Consider the following 17153-nt stretch of genomic DNA (forward strand, 5'->3'; position numbering starts at 1 on the left):
CCGGGTGACGAAGGGCGGAAACCGCCGGATCCGGCACCCGAACGGCCGAGTTTCAAATCCCAACGGCCCAGCGACGCCCGAATCCGCGTGATCAGGAGGTCGACACGCGTGATTCGGGGGTCGACACGAGCCCGCCGGCTGTGTCGACCCTTCAATCACGCGTGTCGACCCTTCAAACACGCCGGGGGGTGGGTCAGGAAAGTTCGCGCAGGGCCATGGCCAGGCCGGCCAGGCGGTCGGTGGCGTCGGTGAGGGCCTGTTTGGACGTCACGAGGCCGTCGCTCGACGCGGCGACCGTGTGGCCGGCCGCGGCGACCAGGCCGCGGTAGCCCTCGAGGCCGTCTTCGAGCTGTTCGCGGAGCTTGCCGACCGCCGCGTCCAAGGCCGCCTGCTCGCGGGCCGGGGCGGAGTTGCGGCCGCGCTCGATCGCCTGGATGCGGCCGGCCAGGCCGCGCAGGGCGGCCGCGGCTTCGGTCGCGGTCTGCCCCGCGTCCGCGACGGACACTTCGGACACCGGCACCGTGCCCACCGAGGACGGAACGGAGAGCTGACGCAGCAGCTCACCCAAGGAGGCCTCGCACTCCGCCAGCCGTTCCATCGGCTCGCGCGCGGCGGACCCCGCGGGCGGCAGCGGCGGCGGGCCGGCCGGTGCGGCCGGGAGCGGGGTGCGCTTCAGTTCACGCAGCTTGAGTCCGCTTCGGACGCCGAACGTGCCGAACACGACGGCTCCGGCGAACGCCATGATCGCCTGCGGCATCATCGCGGCGCCGGTCGCGCTCATCCAGCCCAGCCCGGCCGAGACCGCGAGGACGCCGCACAGGATCGTCAGCAGGATCCACAGCGTCATCGCGCGCGATGTCCGGCGCTTGCGACGCTCGTGCTTCGCGGCCGGGTGGTTCCAGCGGTCCCACTTCGCCCGGGCCTCGGCGAACGCCGGGACCTGGTTCGCCATGGTCGAGAACGTCGCCGACACGTCGGGCCGGCGCACCGGCGGCCGCTGCAGCGGGTTGGGCCGGGGACGCTGCGGTGCGGGCTTCCCGCCGGCCTGGTCGGCCGGCGGGAAGTACTTCTGCACCTTTTGGAGCTTTTCCTGGGCGCGCACGGCGTAGTCGGGCAGCTTCTCGATGTGCTTCTCCAGCTTCGCGCTGAACTCGCCGAAGTCGCGTCGTCTGCCCTGCTGCCCCATGCTCGCCCCCTTCGAACTCGCTGCCCGCGTCAGGCCGGGTTCTTGCCCTGTTCGGCCTGCACGCGCGCCTGGATCTCGCGCTGGATGTCGGCCGAGCTGCTGGCCGGCTGCTGGGCCGCCTTGCCGCCGTCGGTCACCTGGGCGACCGAGTCACCGCGCATCGACGAGCGGATCTGCTCGAGCCGCGAGTGCCCGGCCAGCTGCGTCGTGGAGGCCTGGACCTCCATCATGCGCCCCTGGACCGAGTTCTGCGCCAGCTCCGCCGAGCCGAGCGCCGTGGTGTAGCGCTTCTCGATCTTGTCGCGGACCTCTTCCAGCGACGGCGTGTTGCCCGGCGCCGCCAGCTGGCTCATCTGGTTCAGCGAAGCGGAGACCTGCTCCTGCATCTTCGCCTGCTCCAGCTGCGAGAGCAGCTTCGTGCGCTCGGCCAGCTTCTGCTGCAGCATCTGCGAGTTGCGCTCCACGGCCTTCTTGGCCTGGGCCGCGGCCTGCAGCGACTGGTCGTGCAGCGTCTTCAGGTCCTCGATGTTCTGCTCGGCCGTGACGAGCTGCGTCGCGAAGCTCTCCGCGGCGTTCTCGAACTCGACGGCCTTCTGCTCGTCACCCTTGGACCGGGCTTCGTCCGCGAGGACGAGGGCCTGCCGGGTCGAGGCCTGCAGCTTCTCGACGTCGCCGAGCTGCCGGTTGAGCTTCATCTCCAGCTGCCGCTGGTTGCCGATCACGGAGGCGGCCTGCTGCGTCAGCGCCTGGTGGTTGCGCTGCGCCTCCTCGATGGCCTGCTGGATCTGTACCTTCGGGTCGGCGTGTTCGTCGATCTTCGACGAGAACGCCGCCATCATGTACTTCCAGAACTTCACGAACGGGTTGGCCATCTCCTCCGCCTGCCTTCTTGCGTCCCACGGGCCTAGGTACTCGGGGTGTGGGGCGTCGCTCCCCTGCACATGCAACGCACCGACCCCGGCGTTGGGTTCCATCGTGTCAGGTCGGCCACGTCCGTTCCAGGCGACCCCGGGGGATTTCAGGGTTCGTCCCTGATCACCCCTGGTGGTACTGGGCCGTTCGTTACCAATCCGACCGCGGCCACGGCGGAAACCGACCGGTCGCGGAACGCGTCCGCCTGCCTCCGGTCGGAGTGATAACGCAAACGGCCCCGGGCGGGTTGCCCGGGGCCGTCTTCGCGTTCGATGCGCCCTACGCGGCGATCGTCGAGGCCATTTTCGGCTGCCCGATCGTCGTGCGCAGGGTCGTGTTCATCCGTGGCGCCGGGGAAACCCGCAGGTCGGCCAGGTCGTTGCCGATCAGCTCCGACATCAGGCGGCCGCCTTCGATGCCGGCCGAGGCACCGCGCTCGGGCACCTTCTCCCGGGGCGCGCCCTCACCGATCCGCTCGCCGACCGGTGCGACCTCGACGTTGTCGAGGGCCGAAACGTCCGCTGCCACTTTGTGCAGCAGTTCGCCGAGCGGAAGGTCCAAGGCCTGGCAGATGGACGCGAGCAGCTCGCTCGACGCCTCCTTCTGGCCCCGTTCCACCTCCGAGAGGTAGCCGAGGCTGACCCTGGCGGCGCGGGAGATGTCGCGCAGCGTACGACGCTGGTTGGTGCGGGCATGACGGAGCCGATCACCGATCGCCTCACGCAACAGCACGGTCATCACGCGCCTCCCTTCCGTACAAGTACCCCCTACGTTACCCAGAGCGGCGCCCCGAGCGCAGGAGTTGGTGTGCCCGTACGCCAAGGGCGAACGCCCGATTCACGTCAGATGTTCCCCGAGCAGGGAAAACGCCGCCCGGACCGAGTGGGTTCTGATCAAGTCCCGGTCGCCGTTGAGGGCCAGGGTACGGACTGTACGTGTTCCCGGCCCGGCGAGCCCGACGTGCACGGTCCCCGGCGCGACCCCGTCCTGGGCGGCCGGCCCGGCCACACCGGTGAGCCCGAGGCCCCAGGTGGCCCCGCACCGGTCCCGCGCGCCTTCGGCCAGCTGCGCGGCGACCTCGGGGTGGACGGCGCCGTGCTCGGCCAGCAGGGCGGCGTCGACCCCGGCCAGCGCGGTCTTCAGCTCGGTGGCGTAGACGACGAGGCCCCCGCGCAGGGCGGCGCTCGCCCCGGGCACGCGGGCGAGGGTGGCGCAGACGAGCCCGGCGGTCAGCGACTCGGCGGCCGCGACGGTCTCGCCCCGCCCGGTGAGAGCGGCGATCAGCGCGGCGGCTTGCTCGTCGCCTGGGCTTACGGCGGGTCGCGAAGGGGTCATTCGCGGGGCTCCGGCAGGGGTGCCGGGCGTTTCGGCCCCGGTCTTCGGCTCGGCTTCGCCGGCCTCCGAGGCGCTTCGCCGGCTGGCCTCGCCGGCTGCCGGGGTTCGGCCGCCAAGCTCGCCTGCTGCTGGATCACGGCCGCGGCCTCACCAGCCACCGAACCGGCCTCGCCAGCCCCGCCGGCTGCCGAACCACGGCCACCAGCCTCCCCAGCCGCCGAACCGTGCACTCCTGACTCGCCGACTGCCGGACCACGGCCACCAAGCTCGCCGGCCGCCGAACCGGCCTCGCCAGCTGCCGGACCGCGGCCGCCAGCCTCGCCGGCCGCCGAACCGGCCACGTCGGCCACTGTCAGCTCCCGGTGACGCGGCGCCCGGCGGCGCGCAACCGCACGGCCCTGACCAGGTAGTCCACGCCCGTCACCACCGTCAGCACCAAAGCCAGCCCCATCAGCGCCCACCGCACCGGGTCCGCCCCGGCCGGCAGTGGCAGCAGGTACGCCGTGATCGCGGCGATCTGGGCCATCGTCTTGGCCTTGCCGCCGCGGCTGGCCGGGATCACGCCGTGGCGGATCACCCAGAAGCGCAGCAGTGTGACGCCGATCTCGCGGACCGCGATCACGATCGTGACCCACCAGCCCAGCTCGCCCAGGATGCTCAGCCCGACCAGCGCGGCGCCGGTCAGCGCCTTGTCCGCGATCGGGTCGGCGATCTTGCCGAAGTCGGTGATCAGGCCGTACTTGCGGGCCACCCAGCCGTCCAGCTGGTCGGTCGCCGAGGCGATCGCGAACAGCCCGGTGGCGATCGCGCGCCAGGTGGTGTCGTGGCCGTCGCCGACGAACAGCGCCGCGATGAACAGCGGTACCAGGACCAGCCGCGACAACGTCAGCAGGTTCGCGAGGTTCAGGGTCGGAACCGGGGTCGGTTCGGGAACTTGCGCGGGTGCGTCGCCGGCGGCGTGGGTCAGGCCCTCGTCCGCGGCGTCGCTCGGGAGCGCACTCACCGGTCGGCGTCCGGTACCGCGCGGACGACCAGGTCCACGCCCGCCGAGTCCACGACCTCGCAGCGCAGGAAGTCACCCACCTGCACCTTCTCGGGCGCGTCGAGGATGACGCACTCGCCGTCGACCTCGGGGGCCTGGTGCGCGGCGCGGCCGGTGAGCTCGCCGTCGTCGTCCAGCTCGACGAGCACGTCGACGAAGGTGCCGATCCGGTCCTCGGCGCGCTGCGCGGTCAGCTCCTCGACCAGCGCGGAGATCCGGGTGACGCGGGCGGCGACCTCGTCGGCGTCGAGCTTGCCGTCGAAGCCCTCGGCCTCGGTGCCGTCCTCGTCGGAGTAGCCGAAGACGCCGACCGCGTCGAGGCGCGCGCCGGTGAGGAAGCGTTCGAGCTCGCTCAGGTCGTGCTCGGTCTCGCCCGGGAAGCCGACGATCACGTTGGTGCGGATGCCCGCCTCGGGCGCGTACTCGCGGATCTGCTCGGTCAGCGCGAGGAACGAGTCCGTCGAGCCGAACCGGCGCATCCGGCGCAGCACCTGCTCGCTGGAGTGCTGGAACGACAGGTCGAAGTACTCGGCGACCCCCGGCGTGGTCGCGATGGCCTTGACCAGCTGCGGGCGCGTCTCGGCCGGCTGCAGGTAGGAGACGCGGACGCGCTCGATGCCGTCGATCTCCGCCAGCCGCGGCAGCAGCCGCTCCAGCGCGGTGGCGCCGTCGCGGCCGAAGTCCTTGCCGTAGGACGTCGAGTTCTCGCTGACCAGGAACAGCTCCTTGACGCCGTGCTCGGCCAGCCACATCGCCTCGGCGACGACCTCGTCCGGCTGCCGCGAGACGAAGGAGCCGCGGAACGACGGGATCGCGCAGAACGAACAGCGCCGGTCGCAGCCGGAGGCGATCTTCAGCGCGGCCACCGGCGCGTCGTCGAGGCGCGTGCGCAGGACCCGCGGGCCCCAGCCGTGCTGCGCGTGGCCCGGGACCTCGACGGTCTCGGCCGCGGCGGGCCGCTGGACCGGGCTGATCGGCAGCAGCTTGCGGCGGTCGCCCGGGGTGTGCGAGGCGAGCTTGCGGCCCGCGACGACGTCGTCGAGGCGGTCGGAGAGCTCGGCGTAGTGGTCGAAGCCCAGCACCGCGTCGGCCTCGGGGAGGCTGTCGGCGAGCTCGTGGCCGTAGCGCTCGGCCATGCAGCCGACCGCGACGACCTTCTTGCCCGTGTCGGACGCCGCCAGCAGGGTGTCGACCGAGTCCTTCTTGGCCGACTCGACGAAGCCGCAGGTGTTGACCACCACGACGTCGGAGTCCTCCGGATCGGCCGCCAGCTCCCAGCCGCCGGCCGCCAGCCGGCCCGCCAGCTCCTCCGAGTCGACCTCGTTGCGGGCGCAGCCCAGGGTCAGCAGGGAGACGCGTCGGGTGGCGGCAGGGTCAGTGGCAGGAGAAGGCACGACGTTCAGGGTAGCCGCCGGTCCCGGGCGGGCCGACGACGGCGTGGCCCGGTCGCGACAACCGGGGCCGGGAGCTTCGCCGCCCGGACCCCCGAAAAGCAGTTGTGCCGGAGAAGCCGGCGCCGCGCGATGTGGCAGGGTTGACGATCGTGCCGTCCGCCTCCCCCGCCGTCCGCCGCGCGCGGATCGCCGACGTCCGCAAGATCAAGGCCCTGGTCGACTCGGACGCGGGTCGCGTCCTGCTGGAGAAGGACCTGGTCACGCTGTACGAAGCGGTCCAGGAGTTCTGGGTCGCCGAGGTGGGCGACGAGGTCGTCGGCGCGGCCGCGCTGCACGTGCTCTGGGAGGACATCGCCGAGCTGCGCACGGTGGTGGTCGACAAGGCCGTCCGCGGCCAGGGGGTCGGGCGCGTGCTCGTGGCCCGCCTGATCGACGAAGCGCGTGAGCTGGGTCTCAGGCGGCTGTTCGTGCTGACGTTCGAGACGAGCTTCTTCCTCGGGCACGGCTTCGTGGAGATCCAGGGGACGCCGGTCTCGCACGAGGTCTACGAGGAGATGCGGCGCTCGCACGACACCGGCGTCGCCGAGTTCCTCGACCTGCCGTACGTCAAGCCGAACACGCTCGGCAACTCGCGGATGCTGCTCCAGCTCTGACCACACGGGCGTCAGTACCACCCCTACTGCGCCCGAACTCTGAAAGTTTCCCGACAACATTCTTTCGGGCGGTGACGCGCGCCACCCGAGAGCCGATGCTGATCACGCACATCCGTCCCCTGATCAGCAAGGAAACAACACAACGATGCGTTCGACACTGCGGAACCTGGGGGCCACCATCGCGGTGGCCGCGACTGTCGGCGGAGGTGCCCTGCTGGGCGCCGGTACCGCGGCGGCCGTCGACATCCCGACGGTCACCGACCAGTACCTCTTCTCGACCTCGCTCTCGAACTTCGAGACGATCCGGGGACAGGCGCCCTACAACGGCCAGCTCGACTGGTCCTCGGACGGCTGTTCGTGGGCGCCGGACAACCCGTTCGGCTGGAAGTTCCTGCCGGGCTGCCACCGGCACGACTTCGGCTACCGCAACTACAAGAAGCAGGGCCGCTTCTCCGAGGCGAACCGCCTGAAGATCGACGACAACCTGTACTCGGACCTGAAGAGCGTCTGCGGCTCGAACGTGGCCTGCAAGGCCGCCGCGTGGACGTACTACCAGGCCGTGCGCAAGTTCGGCAGCTGACGCCGGCGGCCCGGGCCGCGCGACCGGCCCGGGCCCGTCAGGATAGGTGCATGGACATCGACCACCTGCTCAGCACGACCCGCGCGGTCCGCCGGAAGCTCGACCTCGACCGGCCGGTGGAACCCGAGGTCATCGAGGAGTGCCTGAACCTGGCGCTGCAGGCGCCGACGCCCGGCAACGTCCAGGCCTGGCGCTGGCTCGTGGTGCGCGACCAGGACGTGAAGAACCGGCTCGGCGCGATCTTCCGCGAAGTCGGCGAGGCCTACCTGGCGGAGCGGGCGAGTGCCGCGCCTTCGCGGGCGCTGGCCTCCGGGCGGCACCTGATCGACGTGATCGAGCGCGTCCCGGTGTTCGTGATCCCGGTCGTGGCCGGCCGCCCGGCCGGGGACAACGCGGTCGACGCGGCCTTCTACGGCGGCATCTTTCCGGCGGTGTGGAGTTTCCAGCTGGCGCTGCGCTCGCGCGGGCTGGGCTCGACGCTCACGACGTACCACCTGGCGCGGGAGGCCGAAGCCGCGGAGATCCTCGGCATCCCGGACGGCCACACGCAGGTCGGTCTGCTGCCGGTGGCGTACACGACGGTGCCGGACTTCAAGCCGGCGCCGCGCACACCGCTGTCCGAAGTGGCCTTCCTCGACCACTGGGGCACGCCCCTCAGCTGACCCGGACCGTCGCCGTCAGGCCGTCCTCGCTCACCGACACCAGCTCGACGCGGTTGGCGGCGAACGAGGTCGCCTGGGGGCCGGTGCGCGGGCCGCTGTGCAGCTCGGCCGTGGTGCTTTCGCCGCGGCCGGGCTCGCTCAGCAGGAAGGCGAGCGTCGCCTCGCCCTGCCAGATGCACGTCATATTCGGGCGGCACCGCGAGTCGCTCACCAGGCGCGTGTAGCGGACCGACAGGTCCTTCCCCTGGATCGCGGCTTCCTGGCCGAGGCGCAGGGTGACGTCGCCCTCCGGCGCGGTGCTGACGGTCGACGGCGCCGCCGGCCGGGCCGGGACCGGCTGCCCGGAGGCGACCGAGCTCCCGGCGCCCACCGCGACGACGGCGATGGCGAACAGTCCGGCTGCGATGCGCTGCGGGTCCATGTGCTCAGGACGGAACAGACCCGCCGGCGGGTTGCACTACTCGTCGTCCGGGTCGGCCGGGACCGGGTCGCCGCCGCGGATCATGAACAGGACGCCTTCCAGCTCCTCCGGCTTGATCAGCACGTCGCGGGCCTTCGAGCCCTCCGACGGGCCGACGATCCCCCGGCTCTCCAGCAGGTCCATCAGCCGGCCCGCCTTGGCGAACCCGACCCGGAGCTTGCGCTGCAGCATCGAAGTCGAGCCGAACTGGGACGTCACGATCAGCTCCGCCGCCTGCAGCAGGACGTCCAGGTCGTCCCCGATGTCCGGGTCGATCTCCTTCTTCTCGCCGGCCTTCTGCGCGGTGACGCCGTCCTGGTAGTCCGGCTGCGCCTGATCCTTGGCGTAGTTGACGACCGCGGAGATCTCTTCGTCGCCGACGAACGCGCCCTGGATGCGGACCGGCTTGCCGGCGCCCATCGGCAGGTAGAGCGCGTCGCCCATGCCGATCAGCTTCTCCGCGCCCGGCTGGTCGAGGATGACCCGGGAGTCGGTCAGCGACGACGTCGCGAAGGCCAGCCGCGAAGGCACGTTGGTCTTGATCAGGCCGGTCACGACGTCGACCGACGGCCGCTGCGTGGCCAGGACCAGGTGGATGCCGGCGGCGCGGGCCTTCTGGGTGATCCGGACGATCGCGTCCTCGACGTCGCGCGGGGCGGTCATCATCAGGTCGGCGAGCTCGTCGACGATCGCCATGATGTAGGGGTAGGGCCGGTACTCGCGCTCGGACCCCGGCGGCGCGGTGATCTCGCCGGACTTGACCTTCTTGTTGTAGTCGTCGATGTGCCGGACCTTGTTGACCTGCATGTCCTGGTAGCGCTGCTCCATCTCCTCCACCAGCCAGGCCAGCGCGGCGGCGGCCTTCTTCGGCTGGGTGATGATGGGCGTGATCAGGTGCGGGATGCCCTCGTAGGGCGTCAGCTCGACCATCTTCGGGTCGATCAGGATCATCCGGCACTCGTCCGGCGTCGCCCGCGCGAGCAGTGACACCAGCATCGAGTTGACGAAGCTCGACTTACCGGACCCGGTGGACCCCGCGACCAGCAGGTGGGGCATCTTCGTGAGGTTCGCGGTGACGAAGTGGCCCTCGATGTCCTTGCCGAGGCCGATCACCATCGGGTGGTTGTCCTTGACCGTGGTCGGCGCGCGCAGGACGTCGCCCAGGCGGACCATCTCGCGGTCGGAGTTCGGCACCTCGATGCCGACCGCGGACTTGCCGGGGATCGGCGCCAGCAGCCGGACGTTGTCGGTGGCCACCGCGTAGGCGATGTTCTTGGTCAGCGCGGTGATCTTCTCGACCTTGACGCCCGGCCCGAGCTCGACCTCGTAGCGGGTGACCGTCGGGCCGCGGGTGAAGCCGGTGACCTGCGCGTCGATGCTGAACTGCTCCAGCACGCCGGTGATCGCCTCGATCATGGCGTCGTTGGCCTTGCTGCGGGACTTCGGCGCGTCGCCGAGCTTCAGCAGGTCGGGCGGCGGGAGCTGGTAGTCGCCTTCGACGGTCCGCGTGACGGCGAGCGGCGGTTCCGGCGCCTTCTTCGGCTTCTTCTCGGGCACCTCGGCCGGCTTGGGGACGACTGTGCTCGCCTTGGGTGGCTTGATCGGCGTCGGCGGCTCGGCCAGCATCGCGTCGATGTCGAGCTGCTCCCCGTCGTGGTCGCCGCTGCTCTGGCGGCGGCGCGACGGCTTGCGCAGGCGCGCGGACTTCGGGTCGGCCTCGGTGACGGCGTCCTCGTCGGTGGCGAACCCGGACTGCTGCTCCGCCTCGGCGATCTCTTCCTCGTCGAGGCCCCAGTTGCGCAGCCTGGTCGGGATCTCCCGCACCGGCGTGCCGGTGAACACGAGCACGCCGAAGACCAGCGCCAGGATCAGGATCGGGACGGCCACCCAGGTGGTGACGCCCATGGTCAGCAGGCCGCCGGAGAAGGCGCCGATGATGCCGCCGGCGTACATCCGGCCGTCGTTCGTGCCCGGGAGCGCGGTGAAGATGTGCAGCATCCCGAGCACGGACAGGACGACCATGATCGTGCCGATCACCATCCGCGGCCGCGTCTCGGGGTGCGGCTCGGACCGCATCAGCGCGACGGCCACGACGGTGAGGACCAGCGGGAGCGTCACGGCCCCGGCACCGAGGACGGACCGGGTGGCGATCTCGACGCCGGCCCCGATCGGCCCGGCGGCCCGCCACCAGACCCCGACGGCCGCGACGATGGCAAGCGCGATCAGGCCGAGCGCGAGGCCGTCCCGACGGTGTTCGGCCTCGAGCTCGCGGGTGCGGCCGACGGTCCTGGCCAGCGTGCCGATGCCCTTGGCCAGCAGGTTCCAGGTGCCGCGGACGCCCTTGCCGAAGATCCCGGGCGTCTTGCGGCGCGAGCGGGGAGCCGGCTTGCGAGCGGACGACGTACGTGGCTTCGCGGGTGTACGCGGCTTACGCGCCGCTGCCCCCTTCGCGCCGCTTCCCGTGCTTCGCTTCCTCGTCGCCGACCCAGCCATGCCCTTTACGGTAACCGGCCGTGGCCGTTCGTCCCATGCGCCACTCTCGGCCCAGGGTGAACTTCTGCCTCACCGCGGTCCGTGAGCGACCATCCGGGTGAACCGATCCGGCCAGTGCGCATCCGGGTGAATCCGGCGTCTGCCATGCTCTGCCCCATGGTCGCGCTGCACTCCGACAACACCTCCCGCCGGGCCCCCGCCATCTGGCGGACCATGCTGAACATCGACCGCGGGCTGGTGAACCTCGTCGGCAGGCTCACCGTCTCCGGCCGGATCCCGGCGCGGCTGCGCGGCAAGCCGCTGCTGATGACCGCGAACCACATCGGCGTGTTCGACGCGTTCGTGCTGATGGCGGCGTGCAAGCGGATCGGCATCAACCCGCGGTTCATGCTGGCCGGCGGCATCCTGGACGCCCCCGTCATCGGGCCTGCGCTGCGGGTCAGCGGCCACCTGCGGGTCGACCGGAAGGTCGCCGCGACCGCCGTCGGGCAGTTCGCCGAGGCCGTCGAGGCGCTCAAGACCACGCGCGAGCCGATCATCGTCTACCCGGAGGGCCGGATCAGCCACGACCCGGGCCTGTGGCCGGAGCGCGGCAAGACCGGCGCGGCGCGGCTCGCGCTGGCCGCGGACGTGCCGGTGATCCCGATCAGCCAGTGGGGCGCGCACGAGGCCGTCTACTGGGGCACCGAGACCGTCAACGGCCCGGCCGACCTGATCCCGCTCGCCCGCTCCGGGCTCAGCGCTCCCCTGCGCCGGCCCCGCTTCAGGGTCCACTTCGGTGACCCGGTCGACCTGTCGGACGTCGAGCCGGAGCGGCCGGGCGCGGGGGTGCGCGCGCACGCGAAGATCATGCAGGCGATCACCGACGGCCTGGTCCCGCTGCGCGCGGGCGAGCTCGACCGGCCCCGCTTCCACGACCCGACGCGGCCGACGGACACCGTCAGCCCGTGGAAACCTCAGCGGCCCGAGTCCGGATTCTGAGCTGGGGTTTCGCGCACCGGCTAAACCCTTTTCCCGCCACGGACGTGAGTGCCGCGTTCTCGTCGGCGACGCAAAGGGCAGGTTTCCATGCGAAGGATCGCGAAGACCGTGGGCTCGGTTCTGGCTGTGCTCGGCATCGTGCTGACCACCGGAGCCGTCACGGCGGCACCGGCGAACGCCGCGGTGTCGTGCTCGGGGACGAAGACCTACGACAGCAGCAGCGGCACCCTCGGCTTGGGCGAGCTGACGATCTACTACAACAGCTCCAACGGCGGGACCAACAGCGCCTGCTTCTACCACCGCGGCGCCACCTACGGTGTGGCCGCGGAGACCTGGGTGAAGATCCAGCGCTGTGTCGAAACCAGCGGCGAAGGTCAGCTGTGCACCCCCGACCGCTCGTCGACTCCGGACACGGGCAACTACGCGTACTACGCGGGCCCCAAAGGTGTCACGGGCACGGCGAACCGCTGTGTGGCCGCCATCGGCTGGGTCTTTTGGCACGAGCAGTACTACGTGATCGACAGCGGCCGCCAGGGCTGCTGACGCCGTCCGGATCCTGAGACACCGGCGCGGGTGCCCCTAGAGTCGGCGGCGTGAGCACACGGATACTCGTCGTCTACTACAGCTCGACCGGGAACACCGCCGCCCTCGCCGAGTCGCTCGCCGCGGGCGCCCGCGAGACCGGGGCCGAGGTCCGGGTGCGGACCGTGCCGGAGACGGTGCCCGCCGAGGCGATCGCGCAGAACCCGCGCTGGCAGGCCTGGATCGACTCGGGCCCGCACCACGCGCTGGCCACGCTCGACGACCTTGTCTGGGCCGACGGCCTCGCCGTCGGCAGCCCGACCCGGTTCGGCGGCCCGGCGGCCCAGCTCAAGTCCTATTTGGACAGCACGGGCGGGTTGTGGGCGAAGGGGAAGCTGGCCGACAAGGTCGCGACGTCGTTCACGACGGCGTCCACCCGGCACGGCGGCCTGGAGTCGACGCTGCTGGCGATCAACAACGTCTTCTACCACTGGGGCGCGATCGTCGTCCCGCTCGGCTACACCGACCCGCACCTGATGGAGTCCGGCAACCCGTACGGCGGCTCGTTCGTGTCGCGCAAGTCGGCCGCGCCGGACGAGCTGGCCCTCGGCGCGCTGCACGTCCAGGGGCGGCGGCTCGCGACCATCGCGACGCACGTCGCGACCGGGCTGAAGCAGGCCGAATAACCGCGAAAAGCGCTTTGGCAGTGACGCGGCGGGCCTTACAGTCGCGAGGGTGACCACCGAGCTGCCCGTCCTCGCACCTCCCCGGGTCGCCCACCGCGGCCGCGGGACCACGCTCGTCCTGCTCGCGGCGCTGTTCTTCAGCACGTCGGGCACGCTGGGCAAGTCCGCGATGTCCGCCGGCTTCAGCCCGGAGCAGGTGGCCGCGATGCGGATCGGGCTCGCCGGGCTCGTGCTGCTCGCCGGGGTGGCGCTGGTGGCGCCGCGCAAGCTGCGGGTGCGCCGGAGCGAGCTGCCGGTGCTGGCCGGGTACGGCCTGCTGGGCGTCGCCGGGGTGCAGCTGCTGTACTTCGTCGCCGCGGGCCGGATCCCCGTCGGCATCGCGATCCTGCTCGAGTTCATCTCGCCGGTGCTCATCGCGCTGTGGGTGCGGTTCGTGCGGGAGCACCGGCTGCCGCGGTCGGTGTGGGGCGGCATCGCGCTGGCCATGGTGGGCCTTTCGCTGGTCGCCCAGGTCTGGCAGGGCGTCACGCTGAACGGCGTCGGGCTGCTGGCCGGCTTCGGCGCGGCACTGTGCTCGGCCGGGTACTTCCTGCTCGGCGAGCGCGCGGTGGCCGACATCGACCCGCTGGGCCTGGTCACCTGGGGCATGGTGATCGGCGCGGTGCTGATCAGCCTGGTCGCGCCGCCGTGGACGTGGCCGGTGGAGCTGCTCGCCGCCGACGTCGAGTTCGGCGCCTGGCGCCCGCCGGTGTGGCTGCTGATGACGCTGCTGGTGCTGGTCGCCACCGTGTTCGCCTACATCTTCGGGATCTCGTCACTGCGGCACCTGCCGGCGTCGGTGGCGAGCGTGCTCGGGCTGGTCGAGCCCGTGATCGTCACGGTCACGGCGTGGGCGCTGCTCGGCGAGGAGCTCACCTGGCAGCAGCTGCTCGGCTCGGCGATCCTGCTGGGCGGCGCGTTCCTGGTGCAGCGGAAGTCGGCGATCCTGACGAGCTGAACTCTTCACGGGGTGGCGCGCGAGTGCGAGAATTCCCCACCGTGACGTCTCAGGGATTGCGCCCCGAACTGCGCCAGCGGCACGTCCGGATGATCGCCCTCGGCGGCATCATCGGCGCGAGCCTGTTCATCGGCAGCGGCGCGGTGATCCACACCGTCGGCCCGGCGGCCGTGCTTTCCTACGCGCTGGGCGGACTGCTCGTCGTGCTCGTCATGCGGATGCTCGGCGAGATGGCGACGGCGGCGCCGGCACTCGGCTCGTTCATGGAGTACGCGCGCGACTCGCTCGGCGGCTGGGCGGGCTTCACGATCGGCTGGCTGTACTGGTACTTCTGGGTCGGCGTGGTCGCGTTCGAAGCGGTGGCGGGCGCGAAGATCCTGCAGGGCTGGATTCCCGGCGTGCCGCAGTGGGTGTTCTCGCTGGCACTGATGCTGCTGCTGACGGCGACGAACCTGGCGTCGGCGCGGTCGTTCGGCGAGACGGAGTTCTGGCTGGCGTCGATCAAGGTCGCCACCATCGTGGTGTTCCTGGTGCTGGGCTTGCTGTTCGTGCTCGGTCTCTGGCCGGGCGCGCACTTTTCGGTCGGCAACATCGGGCTCGACGGTTTCGTCGTGAACGGCGGGTTTTCCGTCGTCCACGGCGTGGTGATCGTGATCTTCTCGTATTTCGGCGCGGAGATCGTGACGATCGCGGCGGCGGAGTCGAGCGAGCCGGAGACGGCGGTCCGCAAGGCGACGTCGACGATCGTGTGGCGCGTGATCGTGTTCTACGTGGGTTCGGTGGCACTGCTGGTGATGATCACCCCGTGGCGCGAGATCCCGAGCGAAACGAGCCCGTTCGCGGCGGCGTTCGGCAGGTTCGGCGTCCCAGCGGCGACGACGATAGTAAGCGCGGTCGTCCTGACGGCGGCGCTGTCGGTGCTGAATTCGGGTCTGTACACGGCATCCCGCATGCTGTTCGCCCTGCACCGCCACGGCTGGGCCCCGGCGTGGGTGGCGGACACGAACCGGCGAGGCGTGCCGTGGAAGGCGATCCTGGTGTCGACGTCGGTCGGGTACGTGGCGGTGGTGATGAGCTACGTGTCCCCGGACAAGATCTTCTACTTCATCATCAATTCGGCGGGCGCGGTGGCGTTGTTCGTGTACGCGATCATCTGCGGGTCGCAACTGCGAATGCGGCGGCGGCTGGAGTCGGAGGCGCCGGAGACGTTGAAGCTGCGGATGTGGGGATATCCGTGGTTGAGCTGGCTGACGTTGGTTTTGACCCTGGTCGTGGTGGCTTCGATGCTGTTCGTGGACGAGGACACTCGGGCGCAGCTTTACCTGAGTTTGATCAGCCTGGCGGTGATCTTGGCGGTGTACGCCGTCATCCGCCGGCGATCCACTCGAAAACCAACCGAAGTCAAAACCGATTAGCATTCAGGTTCCTACGCTTGCCCATGCCGACCGACTCGCCCCACACCTCCACCACCAATCACGTACTGGCTTTACGCACAAGTCCGGTGTAACCAACAAGAGCAAGCGTTGCCAAAGCCCATATTCCCGCCTGCACAAACCATACGGCGGCAGTGAACGCACCACCCCAGGACGTGTCGACGTTGAGGTCACAGCGGCCGCGCACCCCGGTCGAGGAAAGCGGCAGTCCTCTGTCAAGACCGACACCGATCAGTTCGATTGACGTGCAGGGCACTCCGACAACGCTCCCAAACGAGGCAGTGCGTTCTACAGTGTGATGATTTCCGTCACTGACGTGCCCCGCCCACAGACCAAGCGCTGCCGCTATCAGCAGCGCCAACAGGAGTGCCGCAGCCGTACGACGCGTCAGGTAGCCGTAACCCGCCAGGACACCCCACAACCGATGAAACCGCCGGGCCCACCAGTTGCCGATCGCATCGGGTGCACGCTGATATAGGTCCCGTTGCTGCGAAATCAAGATCTTGCGGGCATTGCCATCGTGACCAGCAGTCCGTTCCACCTCCGCCAACTGCCGGTACGGCCCAGGGCGGTAGAATTTCGTGTGGAATCGAATAAGGTGCAGCCACTCCTTCCAATCGGTTGCGTCGAGTCCATCGAACGTAAATCTGTCAAGGTCAAGATTATTGGCGTCCGCACACATAAGGCCGGGCCGCCACGCAGCACACACGGTGCGAACTGACATTGAAATCGTCGCAACGTCCCCATCTCTGATATCGATCAGCAGATGACCAGCAACATTCACCACTTCGGCGGAGTCTAGGCCAATTCGGCCATCGACCTGCGCGTTGACAAGACGAACCGTGCCGACATCACCTGAGCCGGTAAGCCGCACACCGTGAAGGTGCACGTCACCCCCGACCTGCAGCCGATCGGCATGCAGGGCCGGGCCGCCGTCGTTGACGATCCCGACGGACTCGAAGTCAACATGGAAACCGACATGAGCACCGGCAAGACAAACGGCGCCGGCCTCACCAGAACCTGAGACTTGCATGCCACGGAGATCCAGCGTGCCACCAACCTGCAGCCGATCGGCATATAGTCCAGGTCCACTCTTGTTGATCACCTTCGCACCGTGAAGCGCAACTTGACTGCCGACCTGGGCACTGAGTAGACGAACCGCGCCAACCTTTCCGACACCGGAGGCCTGAAACTCCCGAAGAAAAAGCCCACCGCCGACCTGCAGACGATCGGCGAAGAGGGCAGGACCGCTGTCGTTCACCACATCCGCACCGTCGAGGTCTACGTACCCACCGACGCGGGCACCACGAAGCCGGATCACTCCCGACTGAGCCGCGCCAGAGGCCTGAATTCCCCGCAGCTTCAAATCACCGTCGACTCGCAAATCTTCGCCAAGAAGACGATTGATCCGACTGTCCTGCACAGCAATCCGAGGAAAGTGACTTCCAGTCAGGGAGATTGATTTGGTGACCACGCATCTTCTCAGTGAGATACCGGCAACGGCCGTGATTTGGTCAAGTCTCAGCTTGCCTATGATTCTGAGTCCCACCAGCCGAACACCTTGCGGATCAAGAGGACCCCGTCGCCCGAGAAGCAGTTCTCGCAGCAATTCCGCACGCACTTCGTGTGCAATCTCCTCGCCTTCGGACAACTCGTCAAGCGCGAGGGCACTGCATCTCAGCTCAACGCCACGTCGTGCAGCGTCGATTACTCTCTCTTCACGATCGGTCAGGTTGTCCAACACGGGTAGCGGCAAGAAGTCAGTCACTCCTACCAAGTCGGCATCGGAGGGCGCCGTGCTACATGACAACCACCAA

General features: G+C 69.8%; 17 protein-coding genes. 8 read left to right on the forward strand and 9 right to left on the reverse strand.

Features of this window, described 5'->3' with window-relative positions:
* Nucleotides 1-193: 193 nt before the first annotated feature.
* The 6 genes from pspM to rimO form a co-directional block, all read right to left on the reverse strand.
* A complete protein-coding gene (gene pspM, locus ACZ7OU_RS39645; protein ID WP_470259240.1) occupies nucleotides 194-1186 on the reverse strand; it encodes a phage shock envelope stress response protein PspM in 993 nt (330 codons plus the stop codon).
* A 29-nt stretch (nucleotides 1187-1215) separates the two neighbouring features.
* On the reverse strand, nucleotides 1216-2058 hold the full coding sequence (locus ACZ7OU_RS39650; RefSeq protein ID WP_470246207.1) for a PspA/IM30 family protein: 843 nt from the start codon (nucleotides 2056-2058) through the stop codon (nucleotides 1216-1218).
* A 319-nt stretch (nucleotides 2059-2377) separates the two neighbouring features.
* Nucleotides 2378-2836, reverse strand: a complete 459-nt coding sequence (locus ACZ7OU_RS39655) for a helix-turn-helix domain-containing protein (RefSeq protein WP_470246206.1) — start codon at nucleotides 2834-2836, stop codon at nucleotides 2378-2380.
* Nucleotides 2837-2935: 99 nt separating this feature from the next.
* Nucleotides 2936-3433 (reverse strand): CinA family protein, encoded by a 498-nt coding sequence (locus ACZ7OU_RS39660; RefSeq protein ID WP_470259241.1) that lies wholly within the window; start codon nucleotides 3431-3433, stop codon nucleotides 2936-2938.
* A gap of 352 nt (nucleotides 3434-3785) precedes the next feature.
* Nucleotides 3786-4436 carry a CDP-diacylglycerol--glycerol-3-phosphate 3-phosphatidyltransferase gene (gene pgsA, locus ACZ7OU_RS39665; RefSeq protein WP_470259242.1) on the reverse strand — a complete coding sequence of 217 codons (651 nt, stop codon included), beginning with the start codon at nucleotides 4434-4436 and terminating at the stop codon, nucleotides 3786-3788.
* Nucleotides 4433-5869 (reverse strand): 30S ribosomal protein S12 methylthiotransferase RimO, encoded by a 1437-nt coding sequence (gene rimO, locus ACZ7OU_RS39670; RefSeq protein WP_470246203.1) that lies wholly within the window; start codon nucleotides 5867-5869, stop codon nucleotides 4433-4435. The genes pgsA and rimO overlap by 4 nt, the downstream gene beginning before the upstream one ends.
* 149 nt (nucleotides 5870-6018) lie before the next feature.
* Between rimO and ACZ7OU_RS39675 the strand changes: the two genes are divergently transcribed.
* The 3 genes from ACZ7OU_RS39675 (at nucleotide 6019) to ACZ7OU_RS39685 (ending at nucleotide 7764) form a co-directional block, all read left to right on the forward strand.
* Complete coding sequence (locus ACZ7OU_RS39675) at nucleotides 6019-6522, forward strand: amino-acid N-acetyltransferase (RefSeq protein WP_470246202.1); 504 nt, start codon at nucleotides 6019-6021, stop codon at nucleotides 6520-6522.
* 145 nt (nucleotides 6523-6667) lie between these two features.
* Complete coding sequence (locus ACZ7OU_RS39680) at nucleotides 6668-7102, forward strand: phospholipase (RefSeq protein WP_470246201.1); 435 nt, start codon at nucleotides 6668-6670, stop codon at nucleotides 7100-7102.
* Between the two features lie 50 nt (nucleotides 7103-7152).
* A complete protein-coding gene (locus ACZ7OU_RS39685) occupies nucleotides 7153-7764 on the forward strand; it encodes a nitroreductase family protein (RefSeq protein WP_470246200.1) in 612 nt (203 codons plus the stop codon).
* Here ACZ7OU_RS39685 and ACZ7OU_RS39690 read toward each other — a convergent pair.
* The gene (locus ACZ7OU_RS39690) at nucleotides 7757-8185 is read right to left on the reverse strand and encodes a hypothetical protein (RefSeq protein ID WP_470259243.1); all 429 of its coding nucleotides are present in this window, start codon (nucleotides 8183-8185) and stop codon (nucleotides 7757-7759) included. The two genes, ACZ7OU_RS39685 and ACZ7OU_RS39690, sit on opposite strands and share 8 nt — an antisense overlap.
* A 36-nt stretch (nucleotides 8186-8221) precedes the next feature.
* A complete protein-coding gene (locus ACZ7OU_RS39695; protein WP_470259244.1) occupies nucleotides 8222-10717 on the reverse strand; it encodes an FtsK/SpoIIIE family DNA translocase in 2496 nt (831 codons plus the stop codon).
* Nucleotides 10718-10873: 156 nt separating this feature from the next.
* On the opposite strand from ACZ7OU_RS39695, the gene ACZ7OU_RS39700 reads away from it, so the two are divergent.
* The 5 genes from ACZ7OU_RS39700 to ACZ7OU_RS39720 all read left to right on the forward strand — a co-directional run bounded on the left by ACZ7OU_RS39700 (nucleotide 10874) and on the right by ACZ7OU_RS39720 (nucleotide 15318).
* Complete coding sequence (locus tag ACZ7OU_RS39700) at nucleotides 10874-11698, forward strand: lysophospholipid acyltransferase family protein (protein WP_470259245.1); 825 nt, start codon at nucleotides 10874-10876, stop codon at nucleotides 11696-11698.
* An 87-nt stretch (nucleotides 11699-11785) separates the two neighbouring features.
* Nucleotides 11786-12241 (forward strand): hypothetical protein, encoded by a 456-nt coding sequence (locus ACZ7OU_RS39705; protein WP_470259246.1) that lies wholly within the window; start codon nucleotides 11786-11788, stop codon nucleotides 12239-12241.
* A 50-nt stretch (nucleotides 12242-12291) separates the two neighbouring features.
* A complete protein-coding gene (gene wrbA, locus ACZ7OU_RS39710; RefSeq protein ID WP_470259247.1) occupies nucleotides 12292-12906 on the forward strand; it encodes an NAD(P)H:quinone oxidoreductase in 615 nt (204 codons plus the stop codon).
* Nucleotides 12907-12955: 49 nt separating this feature from the next.
* Nucleotides 12956-13903, forward strand: coding sequence for an EamA family transporter (locus tag ACZ7OU_RS39715; RefSeq protein ID WP_470259248.1), 948 nt, complete (start codon nucleotides 12956-12958; stop codon nucleotides 13901-13903).
* Nucleotides 13904-13992: 89 nt separating this feature from the next.
* Complete coding sequence (locus tag ACZ7OU_RS39720; RefSeq protein ID WP_470259676.1) at nucleotides 13993-15318, forward strand: amino acid permease; 1326 nt, start codon at nucleotides 13993-13995, stop codon at nucleotides 15316-15318.
* A 58-nt stretch (nucleotides 15319-15376) separates the two neighbouring features.
* Here the strand turns inward: ACZ7OU_RS39720 and ACZ7OU_RS39725 are convergent, their stop codons facing one another.
* Nucleotides 15377-17077, reverse strand: coding sequence for a hypothetical protein (locus tag ACZ7OU_RS39725; RefSeq protein ID WP_470259249.1), 1701 nt, complete (start codon nucleotides 17075-17077; stop codon nucleotides 15377-15379).
* Nucleotides 17078-17153: the final 76 nt, after the last annotated feature.

It is taken from the genome of Amycolatopsis sp. NPDC114505, from assembly GCF_055633615.1.